Below are 24,717 nucleotides of genomic sequence, written 5' to 3'. Positions count from 1 at the left end.
CCACAATGCCACGGCAGACTGACGGCGTGGCAGAGCCGGGACACGAGGAGCAGCCCGACGAGAAGCGGGTGAGTTGGGCCGAGCTCTTCTTCGACCTCGTGTTCGTCGTGGCCGTCACGCGGGTCTCCGGACTGCTCACTGACTCTCATTCCTGGGCCGGCGTAGGGCAGGCAGTGGTGGTGTTCGTCCCCATCTACTGGCTGTGGGTCGGCACCGCCATCCAGACGAACCTGCAGGACACCTCGCGCGCGGTCCTGCACCTGCGCATCTTCGCCGTCGCTCTCGCCGGTGTGTTCATGGCGCTGGCCCTGCCGCAGGCCTACGGCCGCCTCGGGCTGCTCTACGCCCTGGCCTACTGGGTCGGCCGGCTTGTCCTCGGCATCGCGCTGGTGATGGCATCAGCGCGCAGCCGGGGGATTCCGCTGAACCCGTACACGGTGAGCATGGTGCTGACCGGCCCGATGTTGGTGGCCGGCTCGTTCGCCCACGGCGACGCGCGCGAAGCAGTGTGGGCCGTCGCTGCACTCATCGACCTCTCCACCCCGACGGTGCTGCGCCCGCAGCTGCGCCGGATGCATCTCGACGCGGGACATCTGGCCGAGCGGTTCGGTCTGTTCGTGCTGATCGCGCTGGGCGAGTCGGTCGTCGCGGTCGGGACGGCGGCCGGAGCGGTCGAGCTGACGGTCGGGCGCGGGTTCGCGGTCGCCGTCGCGTTCGTCCTGAGCTGCGCGCTGTTCTGGGTGTACTTCCACTTCGCCGCCGACGCGATGCGCCACGCGATGGCGACAGCCAAGGTGCAGCTGGACATCACCCGCCTCGTCCTGTCCTACGGTCATCTCGCGTTCATCGCGGCGATCATCTTCACCGCCGTCGGTCTGCGCGAATCGATCCTCGAGCCCGGTCAGCACCTCAGCTGGGCCTTCGCCGGCCTGCTCGTCGGGGGCACGGCTCTTTACCTGGCATCGTTCGGGTTCACCCGCTGGGCGATGTTCCGCCTGGTGTCCTGGACGCGCTTGACGGCGGCGGGTGCCGTCCTGGCCCTGTTGCCACTGGCGCCGCACCTGCCCGCCTTGGCCACCCTCACCGCGATCGCCCTGATCCTCATTGTCCTCAACACGGTGGAGCTGATGCGGGTGGAGCAGATCGGTTGGCGGGCAAGGATCAACGGACGAGTCCCCGCCCGGTGATCAACGGCAGGTCGAGCGACGTGCGTAGTCCCGGAGGCGCGGCGACGACAGCCTCGATCGCATTGACCAGGCGCATCGCGGTGGCCTTCAGCCCGGCCGTGTTGTGATCGCCGTCGGTGCCCAGTAGCTGCAGGTCCAGGGTGTAGTTCGGCTCGCCGGTGACCTTCACCCGGTAGCAGCCCTGGCCGGCTGGCTGCGGCCAGTCCGGACCGAGGTCGGGACGCAGCCGGGTGACGTGTTCGAGCACGCACGCCGGCTTGCCGCTCTTCATGCCCAGCACCTCGAAGCGCAGCGCGGCCATCGTCCCTTCCGGAATCGTCCCGGACGCGATCTCGAACGTCTCGGACGCCGGCAGCTTCACCACCGTCTCCTTCAGTTCGTCGAGCTCCACACCGAGCCCGGCGGCGAGCTGCCGGACCACCGAGCCCCACGCGAGTGACAGGACGCCCGGCTGCAACAGCATCGGCGTCTCGTCCAGCGGCTTGCCGAAGCCCATGACGTCGAACAGCACGGTGGCGTTGTCGTAGGTCGCGTAGTCGAGCAGTTCCATGCAGCGCACCTCGTCGATGCGCTCGGAGACCGACGTCAGGACGAGGGGCAACCAGTCGTTGGCGAAGCCGGGGTCGACGCCGTTGACGAACAGTGAGGCGCCGCCGGCCTGCGCCGCCTGCTCGATCGGGTCGAGGAACCCCTGCGGGACGACACCGTAGGGGTACTGGAGAAACACGGGGCAGCTCGAGACCACGTTGATGCCGGCGGCCAGGAACCGGGTGAGGTCGGCGATCGCCTCTGGCAGCCGGTTGTCGGCCATCGCGGTATAGACGATGCAGTCGGGCTTGGAGGCGATGAGCGCATCGCCGTCGGTGGTGGCGGCGACGCCGAGATCGCGGTCGAGGCCGGCCAGCTTGCCGGCGTCCTGCCCGTCCTTCTCGGCGCTCGACACCCAGACCCCGGTCAGTTCCAGTTCGGGACGCGCGTCGATGCCGGCGATCGAGTGCCGCCCGACGTTACCGGTGCTCCACTGCACGACCTTCAGCGACATGGGGCGGGCCTCTCTACAGATCGGGGATGGGGAGCGACATGTTCGGCTGCTGAAGCCCGCCGTGGACGTCGAGCACCGCGCCGGTCAAGTAGGAGCCTGCCGGCGAGGCGAGGTACAGCACGGCTGCGGCGATGTCGTCGGTGACGCCGAGCCGGCGCAGGGGAGTGGCCTGCTCGATGCCGGTGCGCATTTCGTCGTTGCTCATCACGATGTCCAGGGCCGACGTCGCGATCGAGCCGACGGCGATGGCGTTCATGCGCACGCGGGGCGCCAGGTCCTCGGCCGCCAGTTCCGTGTAGTGGATCAGCGCGCCCTTCGCGGTGCCGTAGGCGAGGTAGCCCCGGCCGGCGACCTTGCCCACCACGCTCGCGATGTTGACGATCGACCCGCCGTCGTTCTCGAGCATGATCGGCACGGCCGAGGTGCTGAGGGCATGGGCCGTCGAGACGTTGAAGTGGAACGCGCGCTCGAGGAACCCGACTGACGTGTCGAGGTAGGTCCGCGGCATCGTTCCGCCGACGTTGTTGACGACGATGTCCAGGCGCCCGAAGGCCGCCTTCGCCGCGTCGGCCAGCCCGCGCACCTGGTCGACCTCGTTGAGGTCGGCGACAACGAGATGCGCCTGACGACCGACCGCCTCGACCTGCCGCGCGGTCTCCTTGAGTTGGTCCTCGGTGCGGGCGGAGATGACGACCTCGGCCCCCGCCTCGGCCAGGGCGAGGGCCGACGCCGCGCCGATGCCGCGCCCGGCCCCGGTGACGACGGCGACCTGGCCGTCGATCCGGAACCGATCGAGAATGGTCATGCTTTCACTCCTGCCGCGCTGAGCCCGGCCAGGCGGCCGAACAGGGTCGAGTCCCCCAGTGACAGGCCGCTGCAGTAGCCCTGCGCGGCGACACCGGAGGTCGTGCGCCCGGCCGCGAACAGGCCCGGGATCGGCTCGCCGTCGAGGTCGAGCACAGCGCCGTCGGGCTGGGTGTGCAGCCCACCCAGCGTGAACGGCGCGTAGAAGAACTTGTCGGCCCGCAGGTCGAAGGCGGCCAGCGGCGGCGTCAACGGCGTCAGCACCGGTGCCCGCTTGTGGAACAGCGGGTCGTTGCCGTCGGCGGCGTGGGCGTTGAAGTAGTCCAGCGTGGTGGTGAGCGACCCCGGCGGCAGCCCGATCTCGGATTCGAGTTCGGCCGCGGTCTCGCACACCCAGGTGGCCGGCACGTTGAGCCAGTTCGGCGCGTAGTGCGCCTCATCGACGATGAGATAGGCGTGGCCGCCCTGGTGCACGAGCGCGGTCTGCCCGACCCGGCCCATGTAGGTGTCCTCGTTGACGAAACGCTGGCCCAGGCGGTTGACGAGGATGCCGTGAACGAGGCTGCGCGGTGCGTTGAACGGCAACGCGCACTCGATGGCGTCCATCCGCTTGATCCGGGCCCCGACCGCCTCGGCCATCCGGATGCCGCGGCCGTCGTCGCCTTCGGTGCCGAGACGCAGGGCGGTCACGTGCACGGCCGGTGCGTACTGCTCGACCATGTCCGGGTTCGAGATGAAGCCACCGGCGGTGAGCACGACCCCGGTCCGGGCCCGGACGGTGATCTCCTCGCCGTAGCGGGCGGCGACGACGCCGGCGACCCGCCCGTCGTCATCGGTCACGAGGGCCTCGGCGACGGTGTCGAAGGACGCCCGGGCGCCGGCGTCGAGGGCGGCGGCCGTGAGCGCGTCCATGAGGCGCGCCCCCCCGGGTCGATCGCCCTGCACGACGTGGCCGCGCGGAGCCGGAGCCGCGATCTCGTCGAAGGGATAGGCGTTCTCGCCGCCGGTGAACATCAACCCTTCGCCGTCGACGGGCGAGGTGCCGTTGGCGTCCGGAAGGACGGTGCCGAGGAAGCGGACGCCCCGGGCCAGCAGCCACTCGCGGTGTTCGAGGCTGCGTTCGCAGTAGAGGTCGATCTTCGCGTGGTCCGGCGCCGGCCCGCAGGCGGCCTTGAGAAAGGTCTTCATGTTGTCGACCGAGTCCGGGAAGCCCGCCTCGCGCTGCTCGGGCGTGCCGCCGCCGAGGTAGACGAACCCATCGGACATCGCGGCCGCTCCACCGGCGGCGCCGGCCCGCTCGAGCACCAGCGTCTCTGCTCCGGAGGATGCGGCCTCGAACGCGGCCGCGGCGCCCGCGGCTCCGAAGCCGACGACCACCACGTCGGCCTGCTCGTCCCACGTCGGCACGTCGGCGGCCCGCCGCGGCGCAACCGTCATGCGAGAACCTCCGTCATGCGAGAACCAGGTCGGCGCCGCTGAGCGCCGGAGCGCTGTCGCGTTCGTCCACCGTGGTCGCCAGGAGCAGGCGGCCGTCCTCGCGCCACACCGAGGTGCGCAAGGTCTCGCCGGGGAAGACGACGCCGGCGAAGCGGACGCCGTACCCGGCCACGCGGGTGACGTCGCCGCCGAGTTCGGCGTCGACGACGGCTTTGGCGACCATGCCGTAGGTGCACAGGCCGTGCAGGATGGGCCGGGGGAATCCGGCCTTGGCGGCGAACTCCGGATGCGAGTGAAGGGGATTGCGGTCGCCGAGCAGCCGGTACCAGAGCGCTTGCTGAGGTGCGGTCGGCGTGACGATGACGTTGTCCGGTGCGCGGTCGGGCGCCCCACCCGGTCCGGAGGGTCCGCGGTCGCCGCCGAAGCCGCCCTCGCCCCTCGCGAAGATGCTGGAGGTGTTGGTCCAGATCGGCGCACCGTCGAGGTCGCTCACCACGGTCTCGGTCTCAACGACGGCGGCCGAGCCCTTGTCGTAGACGCCCTTGATCCGCGCGCTGGCCCGCGCCTTCCCGTCGGCCGGCAATGGCTGGTGCACGTCGATCCGCTGGGTGCCGTGCAGCACCTTGGCCAGATCGATCGAGATGCCCGGGTACTCGACGGCAGGAGGTTCGAACCGGTGCACGGTCTGAGCCACGACGGCAAAGGTCGGCAGGACCTGCAGGTCGTCCTCGATCGTGTACCTCAGCTCTCTCGGGTCGACCGGATCGCCGCCGGCGCCGAGCGCGAGGTGGTAGAGCAGGACGTCGGACGCGGTCCACGAGAAGTCCTCGACCGGCAGGTGTGCGCCCAGCGCGACGTCGGGATCAATGGGCACTGCGCAACTCCTCGGTGCTGGTGCGGGCGGCCCGGTCGGCGATGTGCAGCGCCGCCAGGTAGCCGAAGGTCAGGGCCGGTCCGATCGTGGCGCCGGGCCCCGCGTAGGTGTGACCCATGACCGGGCTGCTGACGTTGCCGGCCGCGTAGAGCCCGTCGATGACCGAACCGTCCTCGCGCATCACCCGGCCGTGCACGTCCGTGCGCAGCCCGCCCTTGGTGCCCAGGTCGCCGGGCACCATCGTGACCGCGTAGAACGGCGCCTGGTCGATCGGCGACAGACACGGGTTGGGCTTGATCGTCGGGTCGCCGTAGTAGCGGTCGTAGCCGCTGTCTCCGCGGCCGAAGTCAGCGTCCTTGCCCTCGCGGACGAACCCGTTGAAGCGCTCGATCGTCGACGTGAGCGCATCGCCCGACAGTCCGATCTTCTCGGCCAGCTCGCCGATCGTGGCGGCCTTCACCACGACACCGGCCTTGTACCAGCGGCCGGGGAACGGGCGGCGCGGTGGGACGCCGGCGAACACATACCGGTTGCGGTAGCGCTGGTCGATGATCATCCAGCAGGGGATGTTCTCGCCCGGGCCGTCGCCGCGCCCGTACTCGCCGCCGTACATCTTGTGGACGGCCTCGACGTAGGGCAGTGCCTCGTTCATGAAGCGCTCGGCGCGGTCGTTCACCATGATGCCGCCGGGCAGTGTGCGCTCGGCCAGGCAGAACCAGGGCCCGCCGGTGAGGGGGATCGACGGTCCCCACCAGGCGTCGTCCATCAGCTCGAGCGCTGCGCCGAGCCGCTCGCCGGCCAAAATGCCGTCGCCGGTGTTGGCCCGCGCGCCGACCGTCCAATCACTACCGATCGGCGCCCGCTGGTACTGCTGGCGCATCGCTGCGTTGTGCTCGAAGCCGCCCGACGCGAGCACGACGCCGTATCGCGCCCGCACGAGGCGTTGTTGCCCGTCGCGGCTGACGATGACGCCGGCGACGGCGTCGTGTTCGACGTGGAGTTCTTCCAACGCGGTGTCCAGGAGGACGGGGACCCCCGCCTCGGCCAGCCCCGCGCGCAGCGCTCCCGCGAAGGCCTGTCCGCGTACGGCGAGGTCCTTGCGGGTCAGCATCGACCAGATCCAGCGCAGCCCGATGCGCAGCACCCGCAGGACGCCGCGGGGGGTCCGCATCATCAGCGTCGCCCATCGGAAGTCGGCCTGCGTCACCGTGACGTTGAGCGGCGACTTGCCGTAGTCGGGCTCGAGCCGGTCGCGCTGGGAGCCCAGCTTCTTCAGGTTGAACGGCTTGGGCTCCACCGACCGGCCGCCGACCCGCCCGCCGGGCGCCTCGGGGTAGTAGTCGGAGTAGTCCGGCACCCACTGCATGCGCAGGGGAGTGTTGGCGAGCACGAAGGACAGCGCCTCCGGCCCGCGGTCGAGATAGGTGTCGATGCGCTCGCCCGGGACAACGTCGCCGACGATGCTGTGCAGATACGCCCGGGCCGCCTCCGGCGAGTCGCTGACCCCGTCACGGCGCAGTACCTCGTTGTTGGGGATCCACACGCCGCCACCGGACCGGGCGGTCGAGCCGCCGAAGTGCGAAGCCTTCTCGATCACCACTGCACGCAGGCCCTTGCGCCGCGCGGCCAGGGCGGCGGTCATCCCGGCGGCGCCACTGCCCACGACGACGACGTCGTACTCCTCGTCCGGCATGTGGAACAGGTTATAGTCTGGCCGCGGATCTGACTAGAACACGTTCTAGTACCGACCCGAATGTGACCTATCGCCCGGCTACGGCAGGCTGGGGGTGTGAGCCACCACTACGTATTGGAAGTCCACTTCGGCGACGACGAGCCGACGGTCCGCATCGAGCTGCCGGGCCATTCGCCCGACGACGCCGAGGTCGCCCGCCAGACTCTGCAGCGCGACATCGAGCACGCCCTGCAGATCGAGGCGCCGCTCATCTACTCGGCCGCGACCGCGGCCGACCCGCAGGCGGGCAAGCCGATCGACCCGACAAAGGTGACATCGGTCGACTTGGTCGAGCCGGACGAGCCGTTCCGGCCCATGCCGGGCTAGGGTCGGGCGCCAGGAGGTGGCCGCATGCCCACGTCGGATCCCACTGCGAGCGCGACCGTTGCGGTCGGCGCGACGCCGGAGGCCGTCTACCGGCTGATCACCGATCTCTCGGTGATGACCGAACTGGCCGAGGAGACCGCCGTGCTGCGCTGGCGCAAGGGCGCAGGCGCCGAGCCGGGCGCTGTCTTTCGCGGCACCAACCGCAATGGTTGGCGGCGTTGGACGACCACCTGCACCGTGACCGATGCCGACCCCGGTCGCCGGTTCGCCTTCAACGTCTCGCACACCAGCCTCCCGGTCGCGCGGTGGCAGTACGACATCGAGGCCACGTTGGACGGCTGCACGGTCACCGAGAGCACGTGGGACCGTCGCTACGGCTGGTTCGCGCTCGCATCCCGCCCCGTCACGGGTGTCGCCGACCGGGCGGACGTGAACACGCGCAACATCGAGGCCACGTTGCAGCGGCTGAAGGCCCGCGCCGAGCGCACCGCATAGCAGCGCGATGGATGCGGCGCTGCAGCGGATCGAGGCCCTGCCGGGCAACGGGCGCTACGCGGTCACCTTCCAGCGCCCGGACTCCAGCGAGCAGACCGCCGTTGTCCACGTCGACGGCGAGGCGCTGGAGGTCGCCGAGGCGAGCCTGCCCACCGGCTGGACGAAGGGCTCGCGGGAGTTCGATGCCGTCGCCGCGGCCGTCCGCGCATTCGACGGCGCCCGGCGGCAGGCGGCGCCGGTCGTCGGACTGCGCGACGTGCCGGGCGGCTGGGACGTGAGCATGGGCAACGTGGTCCTGGGCGAGACCGGCACTCCGACCTGCACCGCGCACGGTGAGATGCACCGCGACGGCGACACGTACGTGTGCCCTGACTGCGGGGCCCGCGCGGCCTGGTGAGCTACGGCAGGCACTGTTGAATGTCGCCGTGATTCTGCGCGAGCTGGCTGTTGAAGGAACCCACCGCTCCCGGCCCGTCGGTCGTTGCGTGTCCGGACACCGCCGGGCCGACTTCGCCGTGCGTCACGACGGGGAACGTCGAGCCGTCGACGCCGTAGTGAGCGCCGAAGTCCAGTGCCGCCCCGACGCAAGAGGCATTGCTGCTGGTGACACCGGGCAACTGGTAGGGGCGGGTTTCTGCCACCGCCGGCGCGGCCGTGGCCACGGCGAGCGCTCCGCCGAGCGCGGTAGCGGTGATCGTGATCTTGAGCAACGGGGACATCGTGGGCTCCTCTCGCGGGTGCGAATGCTGGCTCCGGCAGCATCGCTCCGCGGGATTCCCGTCGGGCAGAGTATCGACCCCCGCATCGACCGGGAGGTTCTCCCAACCGACTTCCCGCCAGTCGGCGTCCTCGCGTCGGATGTCAGGAGTAGCGGATCTTCACCTTGTCGGTGAGCGGCAACGACTGGCAACCCAGAACGTAGCCCTCGTCCAGGTCCTCCTGCTCGAGGATCTCGTTGACGACCATCGACACTTCGCCCTCGTCGAGGATGCACGCGCACGCGCTGCACTGGCCGAGGCGGCACGAGTACGGCGCCTTCAGGCCCTTCGCGAGCAGGAAGTCGAGCAGCTTGGTGCTGCGGGGCCAGTCGAACTCGTGCGTCTCGCCGTCGAGCTCCACTTCGAGGTGGGTGGTCTCTCCGCCGCCGTCGTCGGTCGCCGCGCCCGCGTCAGGCAGCGCGAAGGGATCGTCGACGAGCGATTGGAACCGTTCGATGTGGATGCGCGCCGGTGGCACGCCGCAGTCCCGCAGCGCATGGGTCACGGTCTCCATGAACGGGCTCGGTCCGCAGAGGAAGGCAGTGTAGGAGCTGTACGGGGCGATGAACGCCTTCAGCAGTGCCCGGCTGGGCAGCCCCTGCACGGACTCGAGCCAGTGCAGGACGTGCAGCCGGTCGGGGTGCTGGTCGGCCAGTTCGCGCAACTGGTCGGCGAAGATCACCGACTTCTCGTGCTGATTCGCGTACACAAGGACGATCCGGCCGCTCCCCACGTCGAGCGCCGATTTGAGGATGGACAGCACGGGCGTGATGCCGCTGCCGCCGGCGAACAGCAGCAGGTCGTCGTCGAAGGATTTCGGCGTGAAGACCCCACCGGGAACGAGGCACTCGATCTCGTCGCCGACTGCCACCGACTCGTTGATCCAGTTCGAGCCGACGCCCTCGCGCACCCGCTTCACCGCAATGCGCAGGACGTCGTCCACGTGGGGGCTGCTGCACAGCGAGTAGCACCGCCCGACGGCTCCCGAGGGGGTCGGGATGCGCAGGGTGAGGAACTGGCCGGGACGGTAGGAGAAGTCGGCGCCATCCGGTGGTTCGAGCACGATCGAGCAGGCGTCGTCGGTCTCGCGGACGATCTCGCGGACGATCAGCTTGTGCGACGGCACACCCTCAGACATCGGGGACGACCACCTGGCCGCTGCGCACGGCGTCCTCGATGCTGGCCCGCAACTTGGCGCACCCCAGCACGAGCGCGTTCGGATCGGCCGCGCGAGCCGCCTGGATCTCCGGGCAGGCAGTGACGCCGTCGGGCGTCCACTGGACGCTTGTGTGTTTCTCGCTGTTCTTCTTCACCATCGCCTCGACCCCGCACTCGGAGCAGGTCACAGGTGTGAGGCCGATCTCGACGTAGAGCCGCATGTCGGCGACGGTCTCCCGGCGGCGTTGCGCGCGGTCGCCGTCCTCGCTCGCCCAGCGACGCGCCGGCGCGTCGGTGGCCATCGCTACGAGACGGCTTCCTGCTCGGCGCGCCGGCGAAGGTTGTCCGCAACCTCCTTCTCCCACGCCTCGACGGCGTGCGAGGTGTCGATCTCGAACTCGAAGCGGGCGGTCATGTCGTCGGTGACGTCGGCGACGTCGACGTAGAACTGCTCGTACCAGCGGCGGAGCTGGTAGACGGGGCCGTCCTCTTCGCAGAGCAGGGGGTTGTCGATCCGGCTCTTGTTCTGCCAGATCGCGACGTCCTGTTCGAAGCCGACCTTGAAGCTCTTCGCGAACTTCCCGGCGATCGTGTTGGCCATCTCGCGGTCGACACCGGGCAGCTTCTTGACCATCACGCCGTACTGCAGCAGGAAGGAGTTCTGGTCGATCGGGTAGTGGCAGTTGACGAGGACCGACTCCACGGTCGTGCCCTTAAAGTCGTTCCACAGCCAGTTGATCATGTAGGACGGGCCGAAGTAGGACGCCTCGGACTTGAGCAGGTTGTCATCGCCCGCGTACTGGCTGTTCTTGACCATGTCGGCCCGCCCGCGCGACTCCATGAACTGGGTGGCGACGTGGCCCTCGAAGATGTTCTTGAAATACGTCGGGAAGGCGAAGTGGACGTAGTAGAAGTGCGCCATGTCGGAGACATTGTCGATGATCTCGCGGCAGTTGGAGCCCTCGATCCGCAGCGTCGTCCAGATCCAGTCGCTCCAGTCCTCGGAACCGACCCCGTCGATCGCCGGGACCTCGACCTCGGGTGGCGGCGGGTTGCCCTCCGGGTCATTCCAGACGAAGAGCATCCCGTTCTTCTCCATCGTCGTCCACGCACGGGTCCGGGCCCGCAGCGGAACGCGTTTGGCGTAGGGGATGCCGACGCAGCGGCCCTCGGGCGACCAGCGCCAGTCGTGGAACGGGCAGGCGATGTTGCCGTCCTTCACACTGCCCTGGGTCAGGTCACCGCCCATGTGCCGGCAGTACGCATCGAGCACCGACAGCGAGCCCCCGGCGTCGCCGAAGACCACCAGCTTCGTTCCGAAGGCCTCTACGGCGTGCGGCCTGCCGTCGCGATAGGTGTCGAGCAGACCGAGGCAGTGCCAACCACGGGCATAACGCTGCGGGAGCGCACCGGTGTCGATGCTGCGCACGGCCTCGGTGGACGTGCTGGCCTGTGTACTGGCTGGCATGCGGTCCCCTCCAGCAGTGGACTGAATACTGGAACACGTTACAGAAATGCCCTCGGCCGCGCTAGCCGCAGCTGCGTGTCTGCGGGTGGTTCGCAGGTTCGCAGGCCCCCGTAGGCGTTCTCGACACTGACGAGAACTTGTTCTAGTCTTGGGGCGCGCCGATGACGAATCGGCGGCGGTTCCCGCCCGGAGGAAGGCCTGCGATGACTTCGACGACTTTGAGTGCCGACGGCGTCCTCGGCGCAGTGGCGGACCTCCTTCCCACGTTGCGTGAGCGTGCCCAGGAGACCGAGGACCTACGCCGCATTCCCGACGAGAACATCAAGGGCTTGCAGGACACCGGGTTCTTCCGGCTGCTCCAGCCCCGGCGCTACGACGGCCTCGAGGCGTCACCGATCGACTTCTACCGGGGCGTGCGGATGATCGCGAGCGCCTGCGGTTCCACCGGCTGGGTGTCGTCCGTCCTGGGGGTGCACCCGTGGCAGCTCGGCCTCTACGACGACAAGGCCCAGCAGGAAGTGTGGGGCGAGGACGCGTCGACGCTCGTGTCGTCCTCGTACGCGCCGATGGGGCGCGCGACCGCGGTCGAGGGTGGGTTCACCTTCAGCGGTCGGTGGAGCTTCTCGTCGGGTTGTGACCACGCCCAGTGGATCTTCCTCGGCGGCCTGATCATCGGTGAGGAGGGCACACCCGTCGATTTCCGGACCTTCCTGCTGCCCCGCGCCGACTACGAGATCGAGGACGTCTGGGACACGATCGGCCTGCGGGGCACCGGTTCCAACGACATCATCGTGAAGGATGCCTTCGTCCCGGAGTACCGCACGCTGTCGTTCATGGACACCGGGCGCTGCTACGGCCCGGGGCAGGCCGTGAACGACGCGCCGCTGTACAAATTGCCGTTCGCATCGGTCTTCTCCTGCTCCATCTCCGTGCCGGTGCTCGGCATGGCCCAGGGCGCCTACGAGGCCTACGTCGGCTGGACGAAGGAGCGGGTCCGCGCCTCCACCGGCGGCAAGGCGGCCGACGACTCGTTCAACCAGATCCGGATCGCCGACTCGGCCGCTCAGCTCGACTCCGCGGTGCTGCAGATCGAGCGCAACATCGCCGAGGAGCTCGACTACGCCGAGCGCGGTGAGCGGATCCCCACGTCGCTGCGGGTCCGGGTGCGCCGCGACCAGGTGAATGCGACGGCCGCGGGCATCGCCGCGGTGGACCGGCTCTTCGAGAGCGCGGGCGGGCGGGCGCTGCGCTCCGGCACGCCGATCCAGCGGTTCTGGCGCGATGCGCACGCCGGCCGCGTCCACGCCATCAATGACCCCGAGAAGGTGCGCGTCATGTACGGCCAGTACGAGCTGGGTCTGAAGATCCAGGACGCCTGGCTCTGATCCCGGATGACTGCGATCACCTTGGATGCACAAAGCACGAGCCGGTACGCCGAGCTGCCGTCCGGACTGCGCCTGCACTACCACGAGGCCGGCGACCGGTCGGCCGAGACGGTGCTGCTGCTGCACGGCGGCGGGCCGGGCGCCTCGGCCTGGTCGAACTTCGGCCGCACGCTCGGTGTGCTGGGCGAACGGTTCCACGTGCTGGCCGTCGACCAGGTCGGCTTCGGCCGGTCGTCCAAACCGACCGAGTTCGCCAAGCAGTTCTTCGCCGCGAGCGCCGACGCGCTCGCCGAACTGCTCGACGTGCTCGGTATCGCGCGGGCGCACTGCATCGGGAACTCGCTCGGGGGTGGCACGTCCGTCCGCCTCGCCCTCGACCACCCGGGCAAGGCGGGCCGGCTCGTGCTCATGGCGCCGGGCGGGCTGGGCCTGAACGTCTTCGCGCCGGACCCGACCGAAGGCATCAAGAAGCTGTACGCCTTCGGCGCGCCGCCCGGGCCGTCGAAGGAGAAGCTGGCCGACTTCCTGCGCACGCTGGTGTTCGACGCCTCGATGATCACCGACGAACTGGTGGCCGAGCGCTACCAGTACGCGGCCGATCCCGAGACGCTCGCCTCGATGCGGGCGATGGGCGCGTCGTTCATGGCGCCCGGCGGCGCCGAGCAGTCGATGCTCTGGCGCGAGGCGTACAAGCTGCGCCAACGGGTACTACTGGTCTGGGGCCGCGAGGACCGGGTCAATCCGCTCGACGGGGCACTCGTCGCGCTCAAGCTCATCCCGCGGGCCCAGCTGCACGTCTTCGGCGGCTGCGGGCACTGGGCGATGCTGGAGAAGTTCGACGAGTTCAACCGGATCACCGCCGATTTCCTGGGAGCCCCCTGATGGCGCTGCGTTCACTCGGTTATCTGCGCATCGAGGCCACCGACGTCCCGGCCTGGCGCGAGTACGCCCTGAAGGTGCTCGGCCTGATCGAGGGCGACGGCCCGAACAAGGACGCCCTCTACCTGCGCATGGACGACTTCCCGGCCCGCCTGGTCATCGTCCCCGGCGAGCGTGACCATCTCGCGGCCAGCGGGTGGGAGACCGCCAACGCCGCGGAGCTCGACGACATCCGGGCCCGGCTCGACGCGGCCGGGGTGCCGTACAAGGAGGGCACCGCGGAGGAGTTGGCCGACCGCCGGGTCGACGAGCTGATCTCCTTCGACGACCCGTCCGGCAGCCGGCTCGAAGCGTTCCACGGCGTCGCGCTGCAACACCGGCGGGTCGTGTCGCCGTACGGACATCGGTTCGTCACGGGGGAGCAGGGCCTCGGCCACGTCGTCCTGTCGACGACCGACGACGGGGCGTCACTGCGGTTCTACCGCGACGTCCTCGGCTTCCGCCTGCGCGACTCGATGCGGCTGCCTCCGCAGCTGGTCGGCCGGCCGGCCGACGGCAAGCCGGCGTGGCTACGCTTCTTCGGCTGCAACCCGCGCCACCACAGCCTCGCGTTCCTGCCCATGCCCACCGCGAGCGGCATCGTCCACCTGATGATCGAGGTCGAGTCGGCCGACGACGTCGGGTTGTGCCACGACCGGGCGCTGCGCCGGCGGGTTCCCATGTCGGCCACGCTCGGCCGGCACGTGAACGACCTGATGCTGAGCTTCTACATGAAGACACCGGGCGATTTCGACATCGAGTTCGGCTGCGAAGGCCGCACCGTCGACGACGACGCGTGGATCGCGCGCGAGTCGACCGCGGTGTCGCTGTGGGGTCACGACTTCACGTTGGGCGCCCAGTACAAGTGAGCGCGTCGCCGGGCGTCATCGTGCCGGCCGCGTTCCGCCACGCGCTCGGCCACTTCTGCACCGGGGTCACCGTCGTCGCGGCGGTGGGTGTCGACGGCGAGCCGATCGGCTTCGCCTGTCAGTCGTTCGCCGCGCTCTCGCTCGATCCGCCGCTCGTCCTCTTCTGCCCCGGCAAGACCTCCCGGACCTGGCCGTTGATCGAGGCGGCCGGCGCCTTCTGCGTCAACGTCCTGTCTCACGAGCAGCGCGACGTGAGCGCGGTCTTCGGCCGCGCCGGCGAGGACAAGTTCGCCGCGGTCGACTGGTCGCCCGCACCGTCAGGAGCGCCGGCGCTCACCGGCGTGTTGAGCTGGATCGACTGCTCGGTCGAGTCGGTGCTCGACGGTGGCGACCACTGGATCGTGGTCGGGCGCGTGACGACCCTCAGCGAGCCGGTGCACGGACGGCCGCTGCTGTTCTACCGCGGGGCGTACACCGCCACCGAGCAGGCCGAGCCCACCCCGGGTGTACTCGACAACCTCATCACGTGGTCCAGTGACTGGTCACGGACCGACACCTGGTTCTAGCCGTGGGCCCACTTCTGGATGCCGCTCGGCGGCACGTCGAGCAGTTCAACGTGGCCGTCCGCACCGGACAGTGGGCCGAGTTCTCGACAGCCTTCGCCGAGGACGCGACGATGCCATGACCGTCCGCTCGATCGACGAGAAGGCCGCCGACACCGCGCTCGTCCACTTCAGCTGGGACGCCGGCGACGTGGGAACGATGCAATTGCGCTGGCGCGACGGACTGGTCGCCGAGCTGGTCATCACGTTCGGACCGCAACCACCGCCGTGATCAACTCCCACTGAGGCGCGCCCGAGCGCGCCGCGGGGGACTTGATCACGGCGACTCAGCGCGTGGGCAATCCGTGCATGTAGCCCTTCTCCTGTACGCGGCTGGCGATACGCCAGCCGTCCGCTGTGCGGGCGAAGACGTCGTGGTACCAGAGACCGACGAACATCAGCTGCTGGACGCCGTCCCTCTCCGGCAGGTACATGGGGTTGTGGCACAACGTGCGCGCCGTGGCGGTGTCTCCGTCGAGAGTGACTTGGCTGGTGGCCACGAGGTGCTGGTGACCGGCGAAGTGCACGAGGACCGATGCCAGCCATTCCTTCATCTGCGGCAGCGGCCCGGCGCTCCCCCCAGTGGCGGAGAAGTCGAGCGTGGCGTCCGGGGTGAAGATCGCGTCCAGGTCGTCGAAGCGGTGGAAGTCGATCGCGTAGCTGTACGCGGTGATCAGGTCCTGGATCTCGAGTCGGTCGGAGAGCTCTTCGACGGTGTAGCTCATCGGCCTGCCCTCGCTTCGCTCGGTTCGGCCGCCAAAGGCCTTCTGCGCTCATTGTTCGCTCCGCAAGCGACGCTCATCGTTTGTCCTTCTGCCGGTCGGCGAACTCCGCCGCGTGTTTCTCGGTGCCCAGACGCCGAGCCAGCTTCGCGGCCAGGCCGGGGGCGAATCCGCTGAGGTGCGAACCGACGCGCAGCGCGACCGGCGCCACGTTGATCTCGGCCCGGTTCCGCTCGATGCTCTCGCGTACGGCCGCGACCACCTGATCCGTGGAGACCGTGCCGGCGCCGCGTGGTGGCTTCAGTCCGGTGTCGGCGAACATCCCGGCGCCCCGGACGAACCCGGGTTGGACGATGGAGACGCCGACGCCGGTGCCGTGCAGGTCCTGGCGCAGACCGTGCGCGAACCCGCGCAGCCCGAACTTGGTCATGCTGTAGACCCCGGTCCCCGGCGTGGCGGCCAGGCCGGACAGCGAGCCGATGAACACGATGTGGCCGTGCCCTCGAGCGACCATGTCGGCGGCGAAGCGGCGGGCCATCAGGGCCGGCGAGAGAACGTTCACCCGCAACGCGCGCTCGATCTGTTCGGGTGTGTAGTCGAGGACGGCGCCGGAGCCGGGCAGCGCCGCGTTCAGCACCAGCAGGTCGATCTGCCCGGCCTCGGTCGACAACCGCTCGACGTCCGCCGCCGACGCCAGATCGGCGGCGATCGCCGTCGCTCCGAGCGCGTCGGCCAGCGGCTGCAGGACATCGGTACGGCGGCCGGTGAGTACGAGTTCGGCCCCGCCTGAGCGCAACGCCCGGGCGATCGCCTGGCCGAGACCGCCCGTCGCTCCGGTGAGGAGCGTCCGCGCGCCGGCAACGGCAAAGCGTTCAGTCATCCGTGCTCCGTCCCAAAGCCGTGTCGGTCAGCCGTTGTAGGTGGACGCCGGGTGAGCCGAAGAGCTCGGCGCTGCCGTGGGCGCGCTTGAAGTACAGGTGGGCGTCGTGCTCCCAGGTGATCGCGATACCACCGTGCAGCTGGATGGTCTCGGCTGCGATCGTGCGGAGCGCCTCGGTGCAGTAGATCTTGGCCGCCGACGGGTGCACCGATCCGGTGGCGGCGCCGTACGCGGCGGAACGGGCGGCCTCGAGCAGTACGTGCAGGTCGGCCATCCGGTGCTTGAGCGCCTGGAAGCTGCCGATGGGCCGGCCGAACTGGTGGCGCACCTTGGCGTACTCGACCGTCATCTCCAGCGCGCGGGCGGCGGCCCCCACCTGCTCGGCGGCCAGTGCGACGAGGACGGCGTCGCGGGCCGTGTCCAGTGCCGGGCGCGCGTCGGCCGGTCCGATCCCGGTGCCTGTCACGGCATCGAACCGGAAGCGCGCGAGACGGCGGGTCGGGTCCATTGCCGGGGTGGGACTGCGCTCGACGGCCGAAGGCTCGACCTCGTAGACGGCGCCGCCGGCGATCACGAGCGCCACCTCGGCGACGTCCCCGTCGAGGACGTAGTGGGCCTCGCCGGTCAGCCGGTCGCCGTCGGCCCGCACGGCGCCGTCGGCCCAGCGGCCGTCGGCGCCGGCCCAGGCCACCGCCGCCACAGTGCCTTCGGCGATGCGCGGAAGCAGGCGATCGGCGGCCGCGCCGTCGTCCAGCGCGGTGAGCAACGAGGCGGCGAGCACCGAACCCAGGAACGGCGAGGGGGTGAGGGTGCGACCCAGTTCCTCGGACACCAGCTGGATCTCGCGCGGCCCGGCGCCGACACCACCGAACTTCTCCGGTACCGCCAGCGCGGCTACGCCGATCTGCTGACACAGGACCTGCCAGAGCGACTCGTCGTAGCCCGCCGGCGTATCCACGGCGCGACGCACGGCGGCGCTGCCGGAGCGCTTGACCAGCAGCGTGCGCACGGCATCGCGCAGCGCCCCCTGCTCGTCGGAGAGCACGTCGGTCATCCGCGGATCGCCCCCAGGACCCGGTCGCGGTGCGTGCGTTGCGTACCCCACGCCGAGACGAGAGCACGGACCTTGGTCAGCCAGAGGGCGAGGTCGTACTCCGCGGTGTAACCGATGGCGCCGTGCACCTGCAGAGCGGCGCGCGATGAGCGGTAAGCGGCGTCCGTGCACGCCACCTTGGCCGCCGATACGTCGCGGGTCTCGGTGGGGCTGCCGATGGCCAGCGCGGCGCCGAAGAGCAATGGCCGGGCCACCTCAAGTGCGACGTAGGCGTCGGCGAGCAGGTGCTTGACGGCCTGGAACGAGCCGATGAGTCTGCCGAACTGCTTGCGCTGCATCGCGTATTCGGTGCTGCGATGCAACAGCGCCGCACCGGCGCCGTGGATCTGGGCTGCGGTCGCCAGCGCACCGAGCTCGAAGGCGGCGGCCGGGTCGACCGGGCCGACCTTGTCGGCCGGGACGACTTCGGCCAGCCGCCGGGCTGGATCGACGGACGTGGCGGTCGCGCTGACGGTCGCGGTGAACAGCGTGCCGCCCTCGACCAGATACACCACATCGGCCACCGCGGCGTCGACGGCGAACGGCACGTGTGGCGGCAGAGCCAGCGTGGCCAGCCCGTCGCCCGGATCGATCCCGAGCACGGGCAGCACGGCCACCGATTCGACCAGGGGACCCGGTACCGCCGCCCGGCCGAGTTCCTCGAAGCCCAGGACGAGGTCGACGGGCGTCGCACCCGACTCGGCGGCACCGAGGGAAAGGACCCCCATCTCGCCCAAGCGCGACCAGAGCTTGCGGCCGGGCGCGACATCGCCCGTCGCCCACGCCCGCGCGACCGAAACGACGTCGGACGAGGCGAGCAACTCGCGCAGGCTGGCGGCGAAGTCGCGCTGTTCGGGGGCGGTCGAGAAGTTCATCGCGGAAGGCCCAGCAGCCGCTCGGCCACAACGTTGCGCTGGATCTCGTTCGTCCCGGCGTAGATCGGGCCGGCGAGCGAGAACAGGTAACCCGACATCCACGTGCCGGCCAATTCGCCGCGCGCACCCAGCAGGTCGAGCGCCGTCTCGTGCAGCTCCACGTCGAGCTGTGACCAGAACAACTTGCCGACGCTGGACTCCGCACCGAGTTCGCCGCCGTCATTGAGCCGGGTGACGGTCGACCAGGTGTGCAGTTCGTAGGACCGGGCACCGATCCACGCGTCGACGACCCGGTCGGTCAGCGCGGTGTCGGCACACCCGTCAGCGAGGTCCACGAGCCGCGACGCGGCCGCGAGGAAGCGGCCGGGGGAGCGCAGCGAGAGACCGCGTTCGTTGGACGCCGTCGACATCGCGACCTTCCAGCCGTCGCCGACGCCTCCGAGGAGGTCCGCGTCGGGCACGAACACGTCGTCGAGGAAGATCTCCGCGAACCCGGGCTCGCCGTCGAGTTGCGGTATCCCGCGCACCGTCACCCCGTCGGCCCGCAGGTCGAACAGGAAGTAGGTGAGCCCCCGGTGACGCTCGGCGTCGGGATCGGTGCGGAACAGGCCGAAGCCGCGATCGGCGTACGTGGCGCGGGTGGACCACGTCTTCTGGCCCGACAACAACCAGCCACCGTCGGTCTTCACGGCGCGCGCCCGGATGCCGGCGAGGTCGCTGCCCGCCTCGGGCTCGGACCAGGCCTGGGCCCAGATCTCGTCGGCCCGCGCCATAGGCGGGAGGATCCGCTCCAGCTGTTTCGGCGTCCCGTGCGCGAACAGGGTCGGCGCAAGCAGGAAGATCCCGTTCTGGCTCACCCGCAGCGGCGCGCCCGCGGCGAAGTACTCCTCCTCGAACACCACCCATTCGGTGAGCGACGCGTCCCGGCCGCCCAGCGCCGCCGGCCACGCCACAACCGACAACCGGGCGTCCGCCAGCGTGTGCTCCCACTCGCGGTGCGCGGCGAAACCGTCGGGCGTGTCCATGGACGGCAACGGCGGGGACGGGACGTGCTCGCGCAGGAATGCGCGGACCTCGTCGCGGAACGCGATCGTGTCCGCGTCCAGTGCGAGGTCCATCAGCTGCCCGCGGACTTCATCGACTTGGCGTCCATCCCGCCCAAGGAGTCGGCTCCGACCTCGGCGTTGTGCGCATGGGCGAAGTGGTGCAGGCCGAAGACGGAGTCCATGCCGTTGCGCATGCCCATCGCGTCCTCGCACTGGTTCACCGCCCGCTTGGTGAGGGCCAGGCCGAAGCGGGGCATAGCGGCGATCCGGTCGGCGATGGCGAACGTCTCGGCCTCGAGCGAGTCGCGGGCGACGACCCGGTTGACCATGCCCCACTCGTACGCGCGCTGGGCGGTGAACCGGTCACCGGTGAACAAGATCTCCTTCGCCGCGCGAGGCCCGAGCACCCAGGGATGCGCGAAGTACTCCACCCCCGGGATGCCCATCCGGACCACGGGATCGGCGAAGAACGCGTCGTCCGCGGCCACGATGAGGTCGCAGACGAAGGCGAGCATGAGCCCACCGGCGATGCACGCGCCCTGGACCATCGCGATGACCGGCTTCGGGATCTCGCGCCACCGGCGGCACATCCCGAGGTAGACCTCCATCTCCCGCGCATAACGCTGGTCGCCGCCTTCGCGGCCGACGTGGTCCCACCAAATGATCGCCTCGTTGTCGTAGTGCACGTCGACGTCGCGGCCCGGTGTCCCGATGTCGTGCCCGGCCGAGAAGTGCTTGCCCGCGCCGGCCAGCACGATGACCTTCACGTCGTCGTCGTCGACGGCACGTTGGAAGGCGCGGTCGAGGGCGTAGGTCATCACCGAGTTCTGCGCGTTGCGGTAGTCCGGCCGGTCCATCGTCACGACCGCCGTCGACCCACGGACCTCGTAGGCGACCGGTTCTGCTTCAGACACGGGCGGAGTCCTCTCTCAAGACAGTCTTGAGTACCTTGCCGGAGAGATTGCGCGGCAGCGTCTCGACGAACTCGACCGCTCTCGGCACCTTGTAGTTGGCCAACCGCTCGCGACAGAACGCGAGCACACCGTCAGCGTCCAGGACGGCGCCCGGCTTGCGCACGACGAACGCCAGGCCGACCTCGCCGAGACGCTCATCCGGCACGCCGATCAGGGCCGACTCGGCGACGCCCTCGAGGCGGGCCAGCGCCTGCTCGACCTCGGCCGGGTACACGTTGAAGCCACCGCTGATGTACATGTCCTTGAGCCGGTCGGTGATCGTCAGGTAGCCGGCGTCGTCCAGCGTTCCGACGTCGCCGGTGTGCAGCCAGCCATCGCCATTGATCGCGGCCGCGGTCGCGGCCGGGTCGTCGAGGTAGCCGAGCATCACGTTCGGGCCGCGCAGCAACAGCTCGCCCTGGTCGCCGATGCGCGTCTCGAAGTCGGCGACCGCCCGGCCGCAGGTGCGCGCCACCAGCTCGGGCGCGTCGCCGCGCCGGCACATCGTGGCGACGACGGCCTCGGTCATGCCGAAGGCGGTCAGCACGATTTCGAAGCTGAGCTCGCGCTGCATGCGCTCGACCAGCGCGACAGGCACCACCGCCGCGCCGGTCACCGCGAAGCGCAGCGACGACAGGTCGTGCTCGCTTCGTCGCGGGTGGTCGAGAATCGTCTGGAAGATCGTCGGCGCGCCGGGCAGCACCGATATGCGCTCAGCGGCGACCAGACGCATCGCCTCATCGACGTCGTACACCGCCTGGGGCACCATCGTCGCGCCGGTCAGCAGGCAAACGGCGATCCCGGCCTTGTAGCCGAAGCTGTGGAAGAACGGATTGATCACCAGGTAGCGGTCGGCCGCGCTCACCTCGCCGCACTCGGCCCAGGCCCGGGCCACGGCCAGCACCTGGCGGTGGGCCGACTGCACGCCCTTCGACCGACCGGTCGTCCCCGAGGTGAAGAGGATGTCGCTCACGTCATCCGGACCGACGGCGACCGCGCTCGCATCGGCGGAGACGTCGGCCCGCTCCGGGATGTCGGCCCAGTCGATGGCCCCATCGCCGGCCGGCGAACCGTCCAGGGGGATCTGGACCACGGCGCGGAGGTCAGGCGTCGGGCCGGCCGCGCGCAGCTGGGCCAGCCGGTCACTGCCCAGGAACGGTCCGACGACCACGAGGGCCACGGCGCGGGTGCGCTGCAGGAGGTCGAGCGCCTCGTGGCCGGTGTAGCGCGTGTTGATCGGGACGAGCGTCGCGCCGGCATGGTGCACGCCGAGGGCGGCAACGACCCAGTGCCAGGTGTTCGGCGCCCAGATCGCCACGCGATCGCCCGGACCGATGCCTTCGGCGCGGTAGAAGTGCGCCACGGTCCGGACCTCGTCGAGCAACTGCGCCCACGTCAGCCGTACGTCGCCGTCCACGAGGGCCTCCGCGTCGCCGAACCTCGCGGCGGCGTCGAGAAGGGCCTGGGGGATGGTCGACATGAGTCTCCTGACCTACCTAGCAAGTGCTTGGTAGGGTAGCTTATCCGCATGGACCCGAGCCAGCTTGCGGGCGACGAGGCGTTCCGCGCCGAGGTTCGCGAGTGGCTGGAAACCGAACTCGCCGGCGAGTTCGGCGCGATCCGCGGGCGCGGGGGCCCCGGCCGCGACCACGAGGCGTTCGAGGAACGCCTGGCATGGCACAAGCACCTCGCGGCGGCGGGCTGGACGTGCCTCGGCTGGCCGGTGGAACACGGCGGGCGGGGCGCCACCACGGCCCAGCAGGTGATCTTCCACGAGGAGTACGCGCGGGCCGACGCGCCGCACGGGGTGAACCACTTCGGCGAGGAGTTGATCGGCCCCACGCTGATCGCGTTCGGCACGCCCGAACAGCAGCGTCGCTTCCTGCCGGCGATCAAGGCGCTGGACGAGCTGTGGTGCCAGGGCTACTCCGAGCCCGGGGCCGGCTCCGACCTGGCCGCGGTCTCCACCACGGCCACCCTCGTCGACGGCGAGTGGTCTGTGACGGGGCAGAAGGTCTGGACGTCGCTGGCCCACGTCGCCGACTGGTGCTTCGTCGTCGCCCGGACCGAACCGGGCTCGTCCCGGCACAAGGGCCTCTCGTACCTGCTGGTGCCGATGAAGCAGCCCGGGGTGGAGGTGCGGCCCATCCAGCAGCTGACCGGCACGTCCGAGTTCAACGAGGTCTTCTTCGACGACGCCCGCACCGACGCGTCCATGGTCGTCGGCGAGGTCGGCGACGGGTGGCGGATCGCCATGGGCACGCTCGGCTTCGAGCGCGGCGTCGCGACGCTCGGCCAGCAGATCGGCTTCCGGCGCCAGTACGACGGCGTGGTGGCCCTCGCCGAGCGCACCGGTGCGATCGACGAACCGGCGATCCGCGAGAAGCTCATCCGGTCGTGGGTCGGCTTGGAGGTCATGCGCGCGCACGCCCAACGGACGCTGGCCGGCGGCGGGACGCCGGGCACCGAGGCCAGCGTGGCCAAGCTGCTCTGGGCGCACTGGCACCGGGACCTCGGCGAACTGGCGATGGAGGTCCACGGAGCGGCCGGCCTGGTCGAGGGTCCGGAGGGCCTCGACGACTGGCAGCGGCTGTTCCTCTTCACCCGCGCCGACACGATCTACGGCGGGTCGGACGAGATCCAGCGCAACATCATCGCCGAGCGCACGCTGGGCCTGCCCCGAGAGGTGCGCGCGTGAGCCCCGTCCCGCCCTACGTCGGCGGTCACGCACTGCTCGACGGCAAGGTCGCCGTCGTCACGGCATCGGCCGGCGCCGGCATCGGATCGGCCGCCGCCCGGCGCTGCCTCGAGGAAGGCGCGCAGGTCGTCATCAGCGACACGCACGAGCGCCGGCTCGGCGAGACCCTCGGCGCCCTCAAGGCCGACCACGGCGACGCCGTCGCGGCCGTGCCGTGCAACGTGACCGACGAAATGCAGGTGCAGCAGCTGATCGACACCGCGGTGGCCACGTTCGGCCGCCTGGACGTCATGATCAACAATGCCGGTCTGGGCGGGACGAGGTCGGTGCTCGAGATGGCCGACGAGGAGTGGTCGCGGGTTCTGGACGTGACCCTCAACGGCACCTTCCGCTGCACCCGCGCGGCGCTGCGGCAAATGGTGGCGCAGGGTGGCGGGGGAGCGGTCGTGAACAACTCGTCGGTCATCGGGTGGCGGGCGCAGGAAGGTCAGGCGCACTACGCGGCCGCCAAGGCGGGCGTCATGGCGCTCACCCGGTGTGCCGCGCTGGACGTGGCCGAGCACAACATCCGGGTCAACGCGGTCGCCCCGAGCCTCGCCATGCATCCGCACTTGGTCAAGGTGACCAGCGACGAGCTGCTGGCCGAGCTCACGCAGAAGGAGGCGTTCGGCCGCTACGCCGAGCCCTGGGAGGTCGCCAACGTCATGGTGTTCCTGGCCAGCGATTACGCGTCCTACCTGACCGGCGAGATCATCTCCGTGAGCAGTCAGCACCCATGACGGCACAACCGATTCCCACCGATCGCCGGGCGGAGCTGCTGGCCATCGCGGCCGGGCTGTTCGCCGAGCGCGGCTTGCGGGCGACCACGGTGCGCGACATCGCCGACGCCGCCGGCATCCTGTCGGGCAGCCTGTACCACCACTTCGACTCCAAGGAGTCGATGGTCGACGAGATCCTGCGCGGCTTCCTCGACGCGCTGTTCCACCGCTACCGCGAGATCGTGGCCCAGGACCTCGGCCCGCGGGCCACTCTGGAAGCCGTGGTCATCGCCTCCTTCGAGGCCATCGACGAGCACAACGCCGCGGTGGCCATCTACCAGGCCGAGGCCCGCCGGCTGGCCGAGCAGCCGCGGTTCGCCTACATCGGCGAGCGGTTGACCGAGTTCCGCCGCCTCTGGCATGACGTGCTCGAGGCCGGCATCGCCGCCGGCAGCTTCCGCGACGACCTCGACGTCGAGCTGTCCTACCGGTTCCTGCGCGACACCGTATGGGTCGGCGTGGGGTGGTACCGCCCGGGCGGCAAGCTGGGGATCGACGACATCGCGCGGCAATATCTCGCCATCGTCCTCGACGGCATCGCGACCCCGCGCCGCCACGACCGCCACGGCAAGTAGA

Annotated in this window: 28 protein-coding genes; 12 read left to right on the top strand and 16 right to left on the bottom strand. The window is 70.1% G+C overall.

Features of this window, described 5'->3' with window-relative positions; all coding sequences use genetic code 11:
- Positions 1–26 precede the first annotated feature (26 nt).
- Positions 27–1,187, top strand: a complete 1,161-nt coding sequence (locus ABR571_RS10935) for a low temperature requirement protein A (RefSeq protein WP_409453231.1) — start codon at positions 27–29, stop codon at positions 1,185–1,187.
- On the opposite strand, the gene ABR571_RS10930 is transcribed toward ABR571_RS10935, so the two are convergent.
- Genes ABR571_RS10930 through kstD form a run of 5 tightly spaced genes read right to left on the bottom strand, consistent with a single transcriptional unit; the run spans position 1,162 to position 7,037 of the window.
- Positions 1,162–2,229, bottom strand: a complete 1,068-nt coding sequence (locus tag ABR571_RS10930; RefSeq protein WP_409453230.1) for a diacylglycerol kinase — start codon at positions 2,227–2,229, stop codon at positions 1,162–1,164. The two genes, ABR571_RS10935 and ABR571_RS10930, sit on opposite strands and share 26 nt — an antisense overlap.
- Before the next feature lie 13 nt (positions 2,230–2,242).
- Positions 2,243–3,034, bottom strand: a complete 792-nt coding sequence (locus tag ABR571_RS10925; protein ID WP_409453229.1) for an SDR family oxidoreductase — start codon at positions 3,032–3,034, stop codon at positions 2,243–2,245.
- A complete protein-coding gene (locus ABR571_RS10920) occupies positions 3,031–4,470 on the bottom strand; it encodes an FAD-dependent oxidoreductase (protein ID WP_409453228.1) in 1,440 nt (479 codons plus the stop codon). The genes ABR571_RS10925 and ABR571_RS10920 overlap by 4 nt, the downstream gene beginning before the upstream one ends.
- Before the next feature lie 13 nt (positions 4,471–4,483).
- Positions 4,484–5,344: a MaoC/PaaZ C-terminal domain-containing protein gene (locus ABR571_RS10915; protein ID WP_409453227.1), complete on the bottom strand. Its 861-nt coding sequence runs from the start codon at positions 5,342–5,344 to the stop codon at positions 4,484–4,486.
- Positions 5,334–7,037: a 3-oxosteroid 1-dehydrogenase gene (gene kstD, locus ABR571_RS10910; protein ID WP_409453226.1), complete on the bottom strand. Its 1,704-nt coding sequence runs from the start codon at positions 7,035–7,037 to the stop codon at positions 5,334–5,336. The genes ABR571_RS10915 and kstD overlap by 11 nt, the downstream gene beginning before the upstream one ends.
- Before the next feature lie 96 nt (positions 7,038–7,133).
- Between kstD and ABR571_RS10905 the strand changes: the two genes are divergently transcribed.
- The 3 genes from ABR571_RS10905 to ABR571_RS10895 are packed head-to-tail and all read left to right on the top strand — an operon-like array spanning position 7,134 to position 8,295.
- Positions 7,134–7,403, top strand: a complete 270-nt coding sequence (locus tag ABR571_RS10905) for a hypothetical protein (RefSeq protein ID WP_409453225.1) — start codon at positions 7,134–7,136, stop codon at positions 7,401–7,403.
- Between the two features lie 24 nt (positions 7,404–7,427).
- Positions 7,428–7,898 (top strand): SRPBCC family protein, encoded by a 471-nt coding sequence (locus tag ABR571_RS10900; RefSeq protein WP_409453224.1) that lies wholly within the window; start codon positions 7,428–7,430, stop codon positions 7,896–7,898.
- A gap of 7 nt (positions 7,899–7,905) precedes the next feature.
- A complete protein-coding gene (locus tag ABR571_RS10895; RefSeq protein ID WP_409453223.1) occupies positions 7,906–8,295 on the top strand; it encodes a hypothetical protein in 390 nt (129 codons plus the stop codon).
- 1 nt (position 8,296) lies between these two features.
- Here ABR571_RS10895 and ABR571_RS10890 read toward each other — a convergent pair whose 3' ends face one another.
- The 4 genes from ABR571_RS10890 to ABR571_RS10875 form a co-directional block, all read right to left on the bottom strand.
- On the bottom strand, positions 8,297–8,617 hold the full coding sequence (locus ABR571_RS10890) for a hypothetical protein (protein WP_409453222.1): 321 nt from the start codon (positions 8,615–8,617) through the stop codon (positions 8,297–8,299).
- Between the two features lie 142 nt (positions 8,618–8,759).
- Positions 8,760–9,794 (bottom strand): 2Fe-2S iron-sulfur cluster-binding protein, encoded by a 1,035-nt coding sequence (locus ABR571_RS10885; protein WP_409453221.1) that lies wholly within the window; start codon positions 9,792–9,794, stop codon positions 8,760–8,762.
- Positions 9,787–10,116 carry a hypothetical protein gene (locus tag ABR571_RS10880; RefSeq protein ID WP_409453220.1) on the bottom strand — a complete coding sequence of 110 codons (330 nt, stop codon included), beginning with the start codon at positions 10,114–10,116 and terminating at the stop codon, positions 9,787–9,789. Before ABR571_RS10880 ends, ABR571_RS10885 begins: the two co-directional genes overlap by 8 nt.
- 2 nt (positions 10,117–10,118) lie before the next feature.
- Entirely contained in the window at positions 10,119–11,282 is a 1,164-nt protein-coding gene (locus ABR571_RS10875) for a Rieske 2Fe-2S domain-containing protein (protein ID WP_409453219.1), read from the bottom strand.
- Between the two features lie 203 nt (positions 11,283–11,485).
- On the opposite strand from ABR571_RS10875, the gene hsaA reads away from it, so the two are divergent.
- The 5 genes from hsaA to ABR571_RS10850 all read left to right on the top strand — a co-directional run bounded on the left by hsaA (position 11,486) and on the right by ABR571_RS10850 (position 15,288).
- Positions 11,486–12,667, top strand: a complete 1,182-nt coding sequence (gene hsaA / locus ABR571_RS10870) for a 3-hydroxy-9,10-secoandrosta-1,3,5(10)-triene-9,17-dione monooxygenase oxygenase subunit (protein ID WP_409453218.1) — start codon at positions 11,486–11,488, stop codon at positions 12,665–12,667.
- Positions 12,668–12,673: 6 nt separating this feature from the next.
- The gene (gene hsaD, locus ABR571_RS10865; RefSeq protein ID WP_409453217.1) at positions 12,674–13,549 is read left to right on the top strand and encodes a 4,5:9,10-diseco-3-hydroxy-5,9,17-trioxoandrosta-1(10),2-diene-4-oate hydrolase; all 876 of its coding nucleotides are present in this window, start codon (positions 12,674–12,676) and stop codon (positions 13,547–13,549) included.
- Positions 13,549–14,454, top strand: coding sequence for an iron-dependent extradiol dioxygenase HsaC (gene hsaC, locus ABR571_RS10860; RefSeq protein ID WP_409453216.1), 906 nt, complete (start codon positions 13,549–13,551; stop codon positions 14,452–14,454). Before hsaD ends, hsaC begins: the two co-directional genes overlap by 1 nt.
- Positions 14,451–15,020 (top strand): 3-hydroxy-9,10-secoandrosta-1,3,5(10)-triene-9,17-dione monooxygenase reductase subunit, encoded by a 570-nt coding sequence (gene hsaB / locus ABR571_RS10855; protein ID WP_409453215.1) that lies wholly within the window; start codon positions 14,451–14,453, stop codon positions 15,018–15,020. The genes hsaC and hsaB overlap by 4 nt, the downstream gene beginning before the upstream one ends.
- Before the next feature lie 115 nt (positions 15,021–15,135).
- Entirely contained in the window at positions 15,136–15,288 is a 153-nt protein-coding gene (locus ABR571_RS10850) for a hypothetical protein (RefSeq protein WP_409453214.1), read from the top strand.
- Between the two features lie 55 nt (positions 15,289–15,343).
- On the opposite strand, the gene ABR571_RS10845 is transcribed toward ABR571_RS10850, so the two are convergent.
- The 7 genes from ABR571_RS10845 to ABR571_RS10815 form a co-directional block, all read right to left on the bottom strand.
- On the bottom strand, positions 15,344–15,781 hold the full coding sequence (locus ABR571_RS10845) for a nuclear transport factor 2 family protein (RefSeq protein ID WP_409453213.1): 438 nt from the start codon (positions 15,779–15,781) through the stop codon (positions 15,344–15,346).
- A 73-nt stretch (positions 15,782–15,854) separates the two neighbouring features.
- Positions 15,855–16,658, bottom strand: a complete 804-nt coding sequence (locus tag ABR571_RS10840; protein ID WP_409453212.1) for an SDR family NAD(P)-dependent oxidoreductase — start codon at positions 16,656–16,658, stop codon at positions 15,855–15,857.
- Positions 16,651–17,712, bottom strand: coding sequence for an acyl-CoA dehydrogenase family protein (locus tag ABR571_RS10835; protein ID WP_409453211.1), 1,062 nt, complete (start codon positions 17,710–17,712; stop codon positions 16,651–16,653). Before ABR571_RS10835 ends, ABR571_RS10840 begins: the two co-directional genes overlap by 8 nt.
- Complete coding sequence (locus tag ABR571_RS10830) at positions 17,709–18,626, bottom strand: acyl-CoA dehydrogenase family protein (RefSeq protein ID WP_409453210.1); 918 nt, start codon at positions 18,624–18,626, stop codon at positions 17,709–17,711. The genes ABR571_RS10835 and ABR571_RS10830 overlap by 4 nt, the downstream gene beginning before the upstream one ends.
- Positions 18,623–19,744, bottom strand: coding sequence for an acyl-CoA dehydrogenase family protein (locus ABR571_RS10825; protein ID WP_409453209.1), 1,122 nt, complete (start codon positions 19,742–19,744; stop codon positions 18,623–18,625). The genes ABR571_RS10830 and ABR571_RS10825 overlap by 4 nt, the downstream gene beginning before the upstream one ends.
- Complete coding sequence (locus ABR571_RS10820) at positions 19,744–20,586, bottom strand: enoyl-CoA hydratase (protein WP_409453208.1); 843 nt, start codon at positions 20,584–20,586, stop codon at positions 19,744–19,746. The genes ABR571_RS10825 and ABR571_RS10820 overlap by 1 nt, the downstream gene beginning before the upstream one ends.
- A complete protein-coding gene (locus tag ABR571_RS10815; protein ID WP_409453207.1) occupies positions 20,579–22,105 on the bottom strand; it encodes a FadD3 family acyl-CoA ligase in 1,527 nt (508 codons plus the stop codon). The genes ABR571_RS10820 and ABR571_RS10815 overlap by 8 nt, the downstream gene beginning before the upstream one ends.
- Positions 22,106–22,153: 48 nt before the next feature.
- Between ABR571_RS10815 and ABR571_RS10810 the strand changes: the two genes are divergently transcribed.
- Genes ABR571_RS10810 through ABR571_RS10800 form a run of 3 tightly spaced genes read left to right on the top strand, consistent with a single transcriptional unit; the run spans position 22,154 to position 24,716 of the window.
- The gene (locus ABR571_RS10810) at positions 22,154–23,323 is read left to right on the top strand and encodes an acyl-CoA dehydrogenase family protein (RefSeq protein ID WP_409453206.1); all 1,170 of its coding nucleotides are present in this window, start codon (positions 22,154–22,156) and stop codon (positions 23,321–23,323) included.
- The gene (locus ABR571_RS10805) at positions 23,320–24,102 is read left to right on the top strand and encodes an SDR family oxidoreductase (protein WP_409453205.1); all 783 of its coding nucleotides are present in this window, start codon (positions 23,320–23,322) and stop codon (positions 24,100–24,102) included. The genes ABR571_RS10810 and ABR571_RS10805 overlap by 4 nt, the downstream gene beginning before the upstream one ends.
- Positions 24,099–24,716 (top strand): TetR/AcrR family transcriptional regulator, encoded by a 618-nt coding sequence (locus ABR571_RS10800; RefSeq protein ID WP_409453204.1) that lies wholly within the window; start codon positions 24,099–24,101, stop codon positions 24,714–24,716. Before ABR571_RS10805 ends, ABR571_RS10800 begins: the two co-directional genes overlap by 4 nt.
- Position 24,717 lies beyond the last annotated feature (1 nt).

Source organism: Jatrophihabitans sp., assembly GCF_046262535.1.
Taxonomy (GTDB): Bacteria; Actinomycetota; Actinomycetes; order Mycobacteriales; family Jatrophihabitantaceae; genus Jatrophihabitans.
Note: the sequence above shows the minus strand (reverse complement) of the source record. Positions and strands in the feature narration are given on the sequence as shown.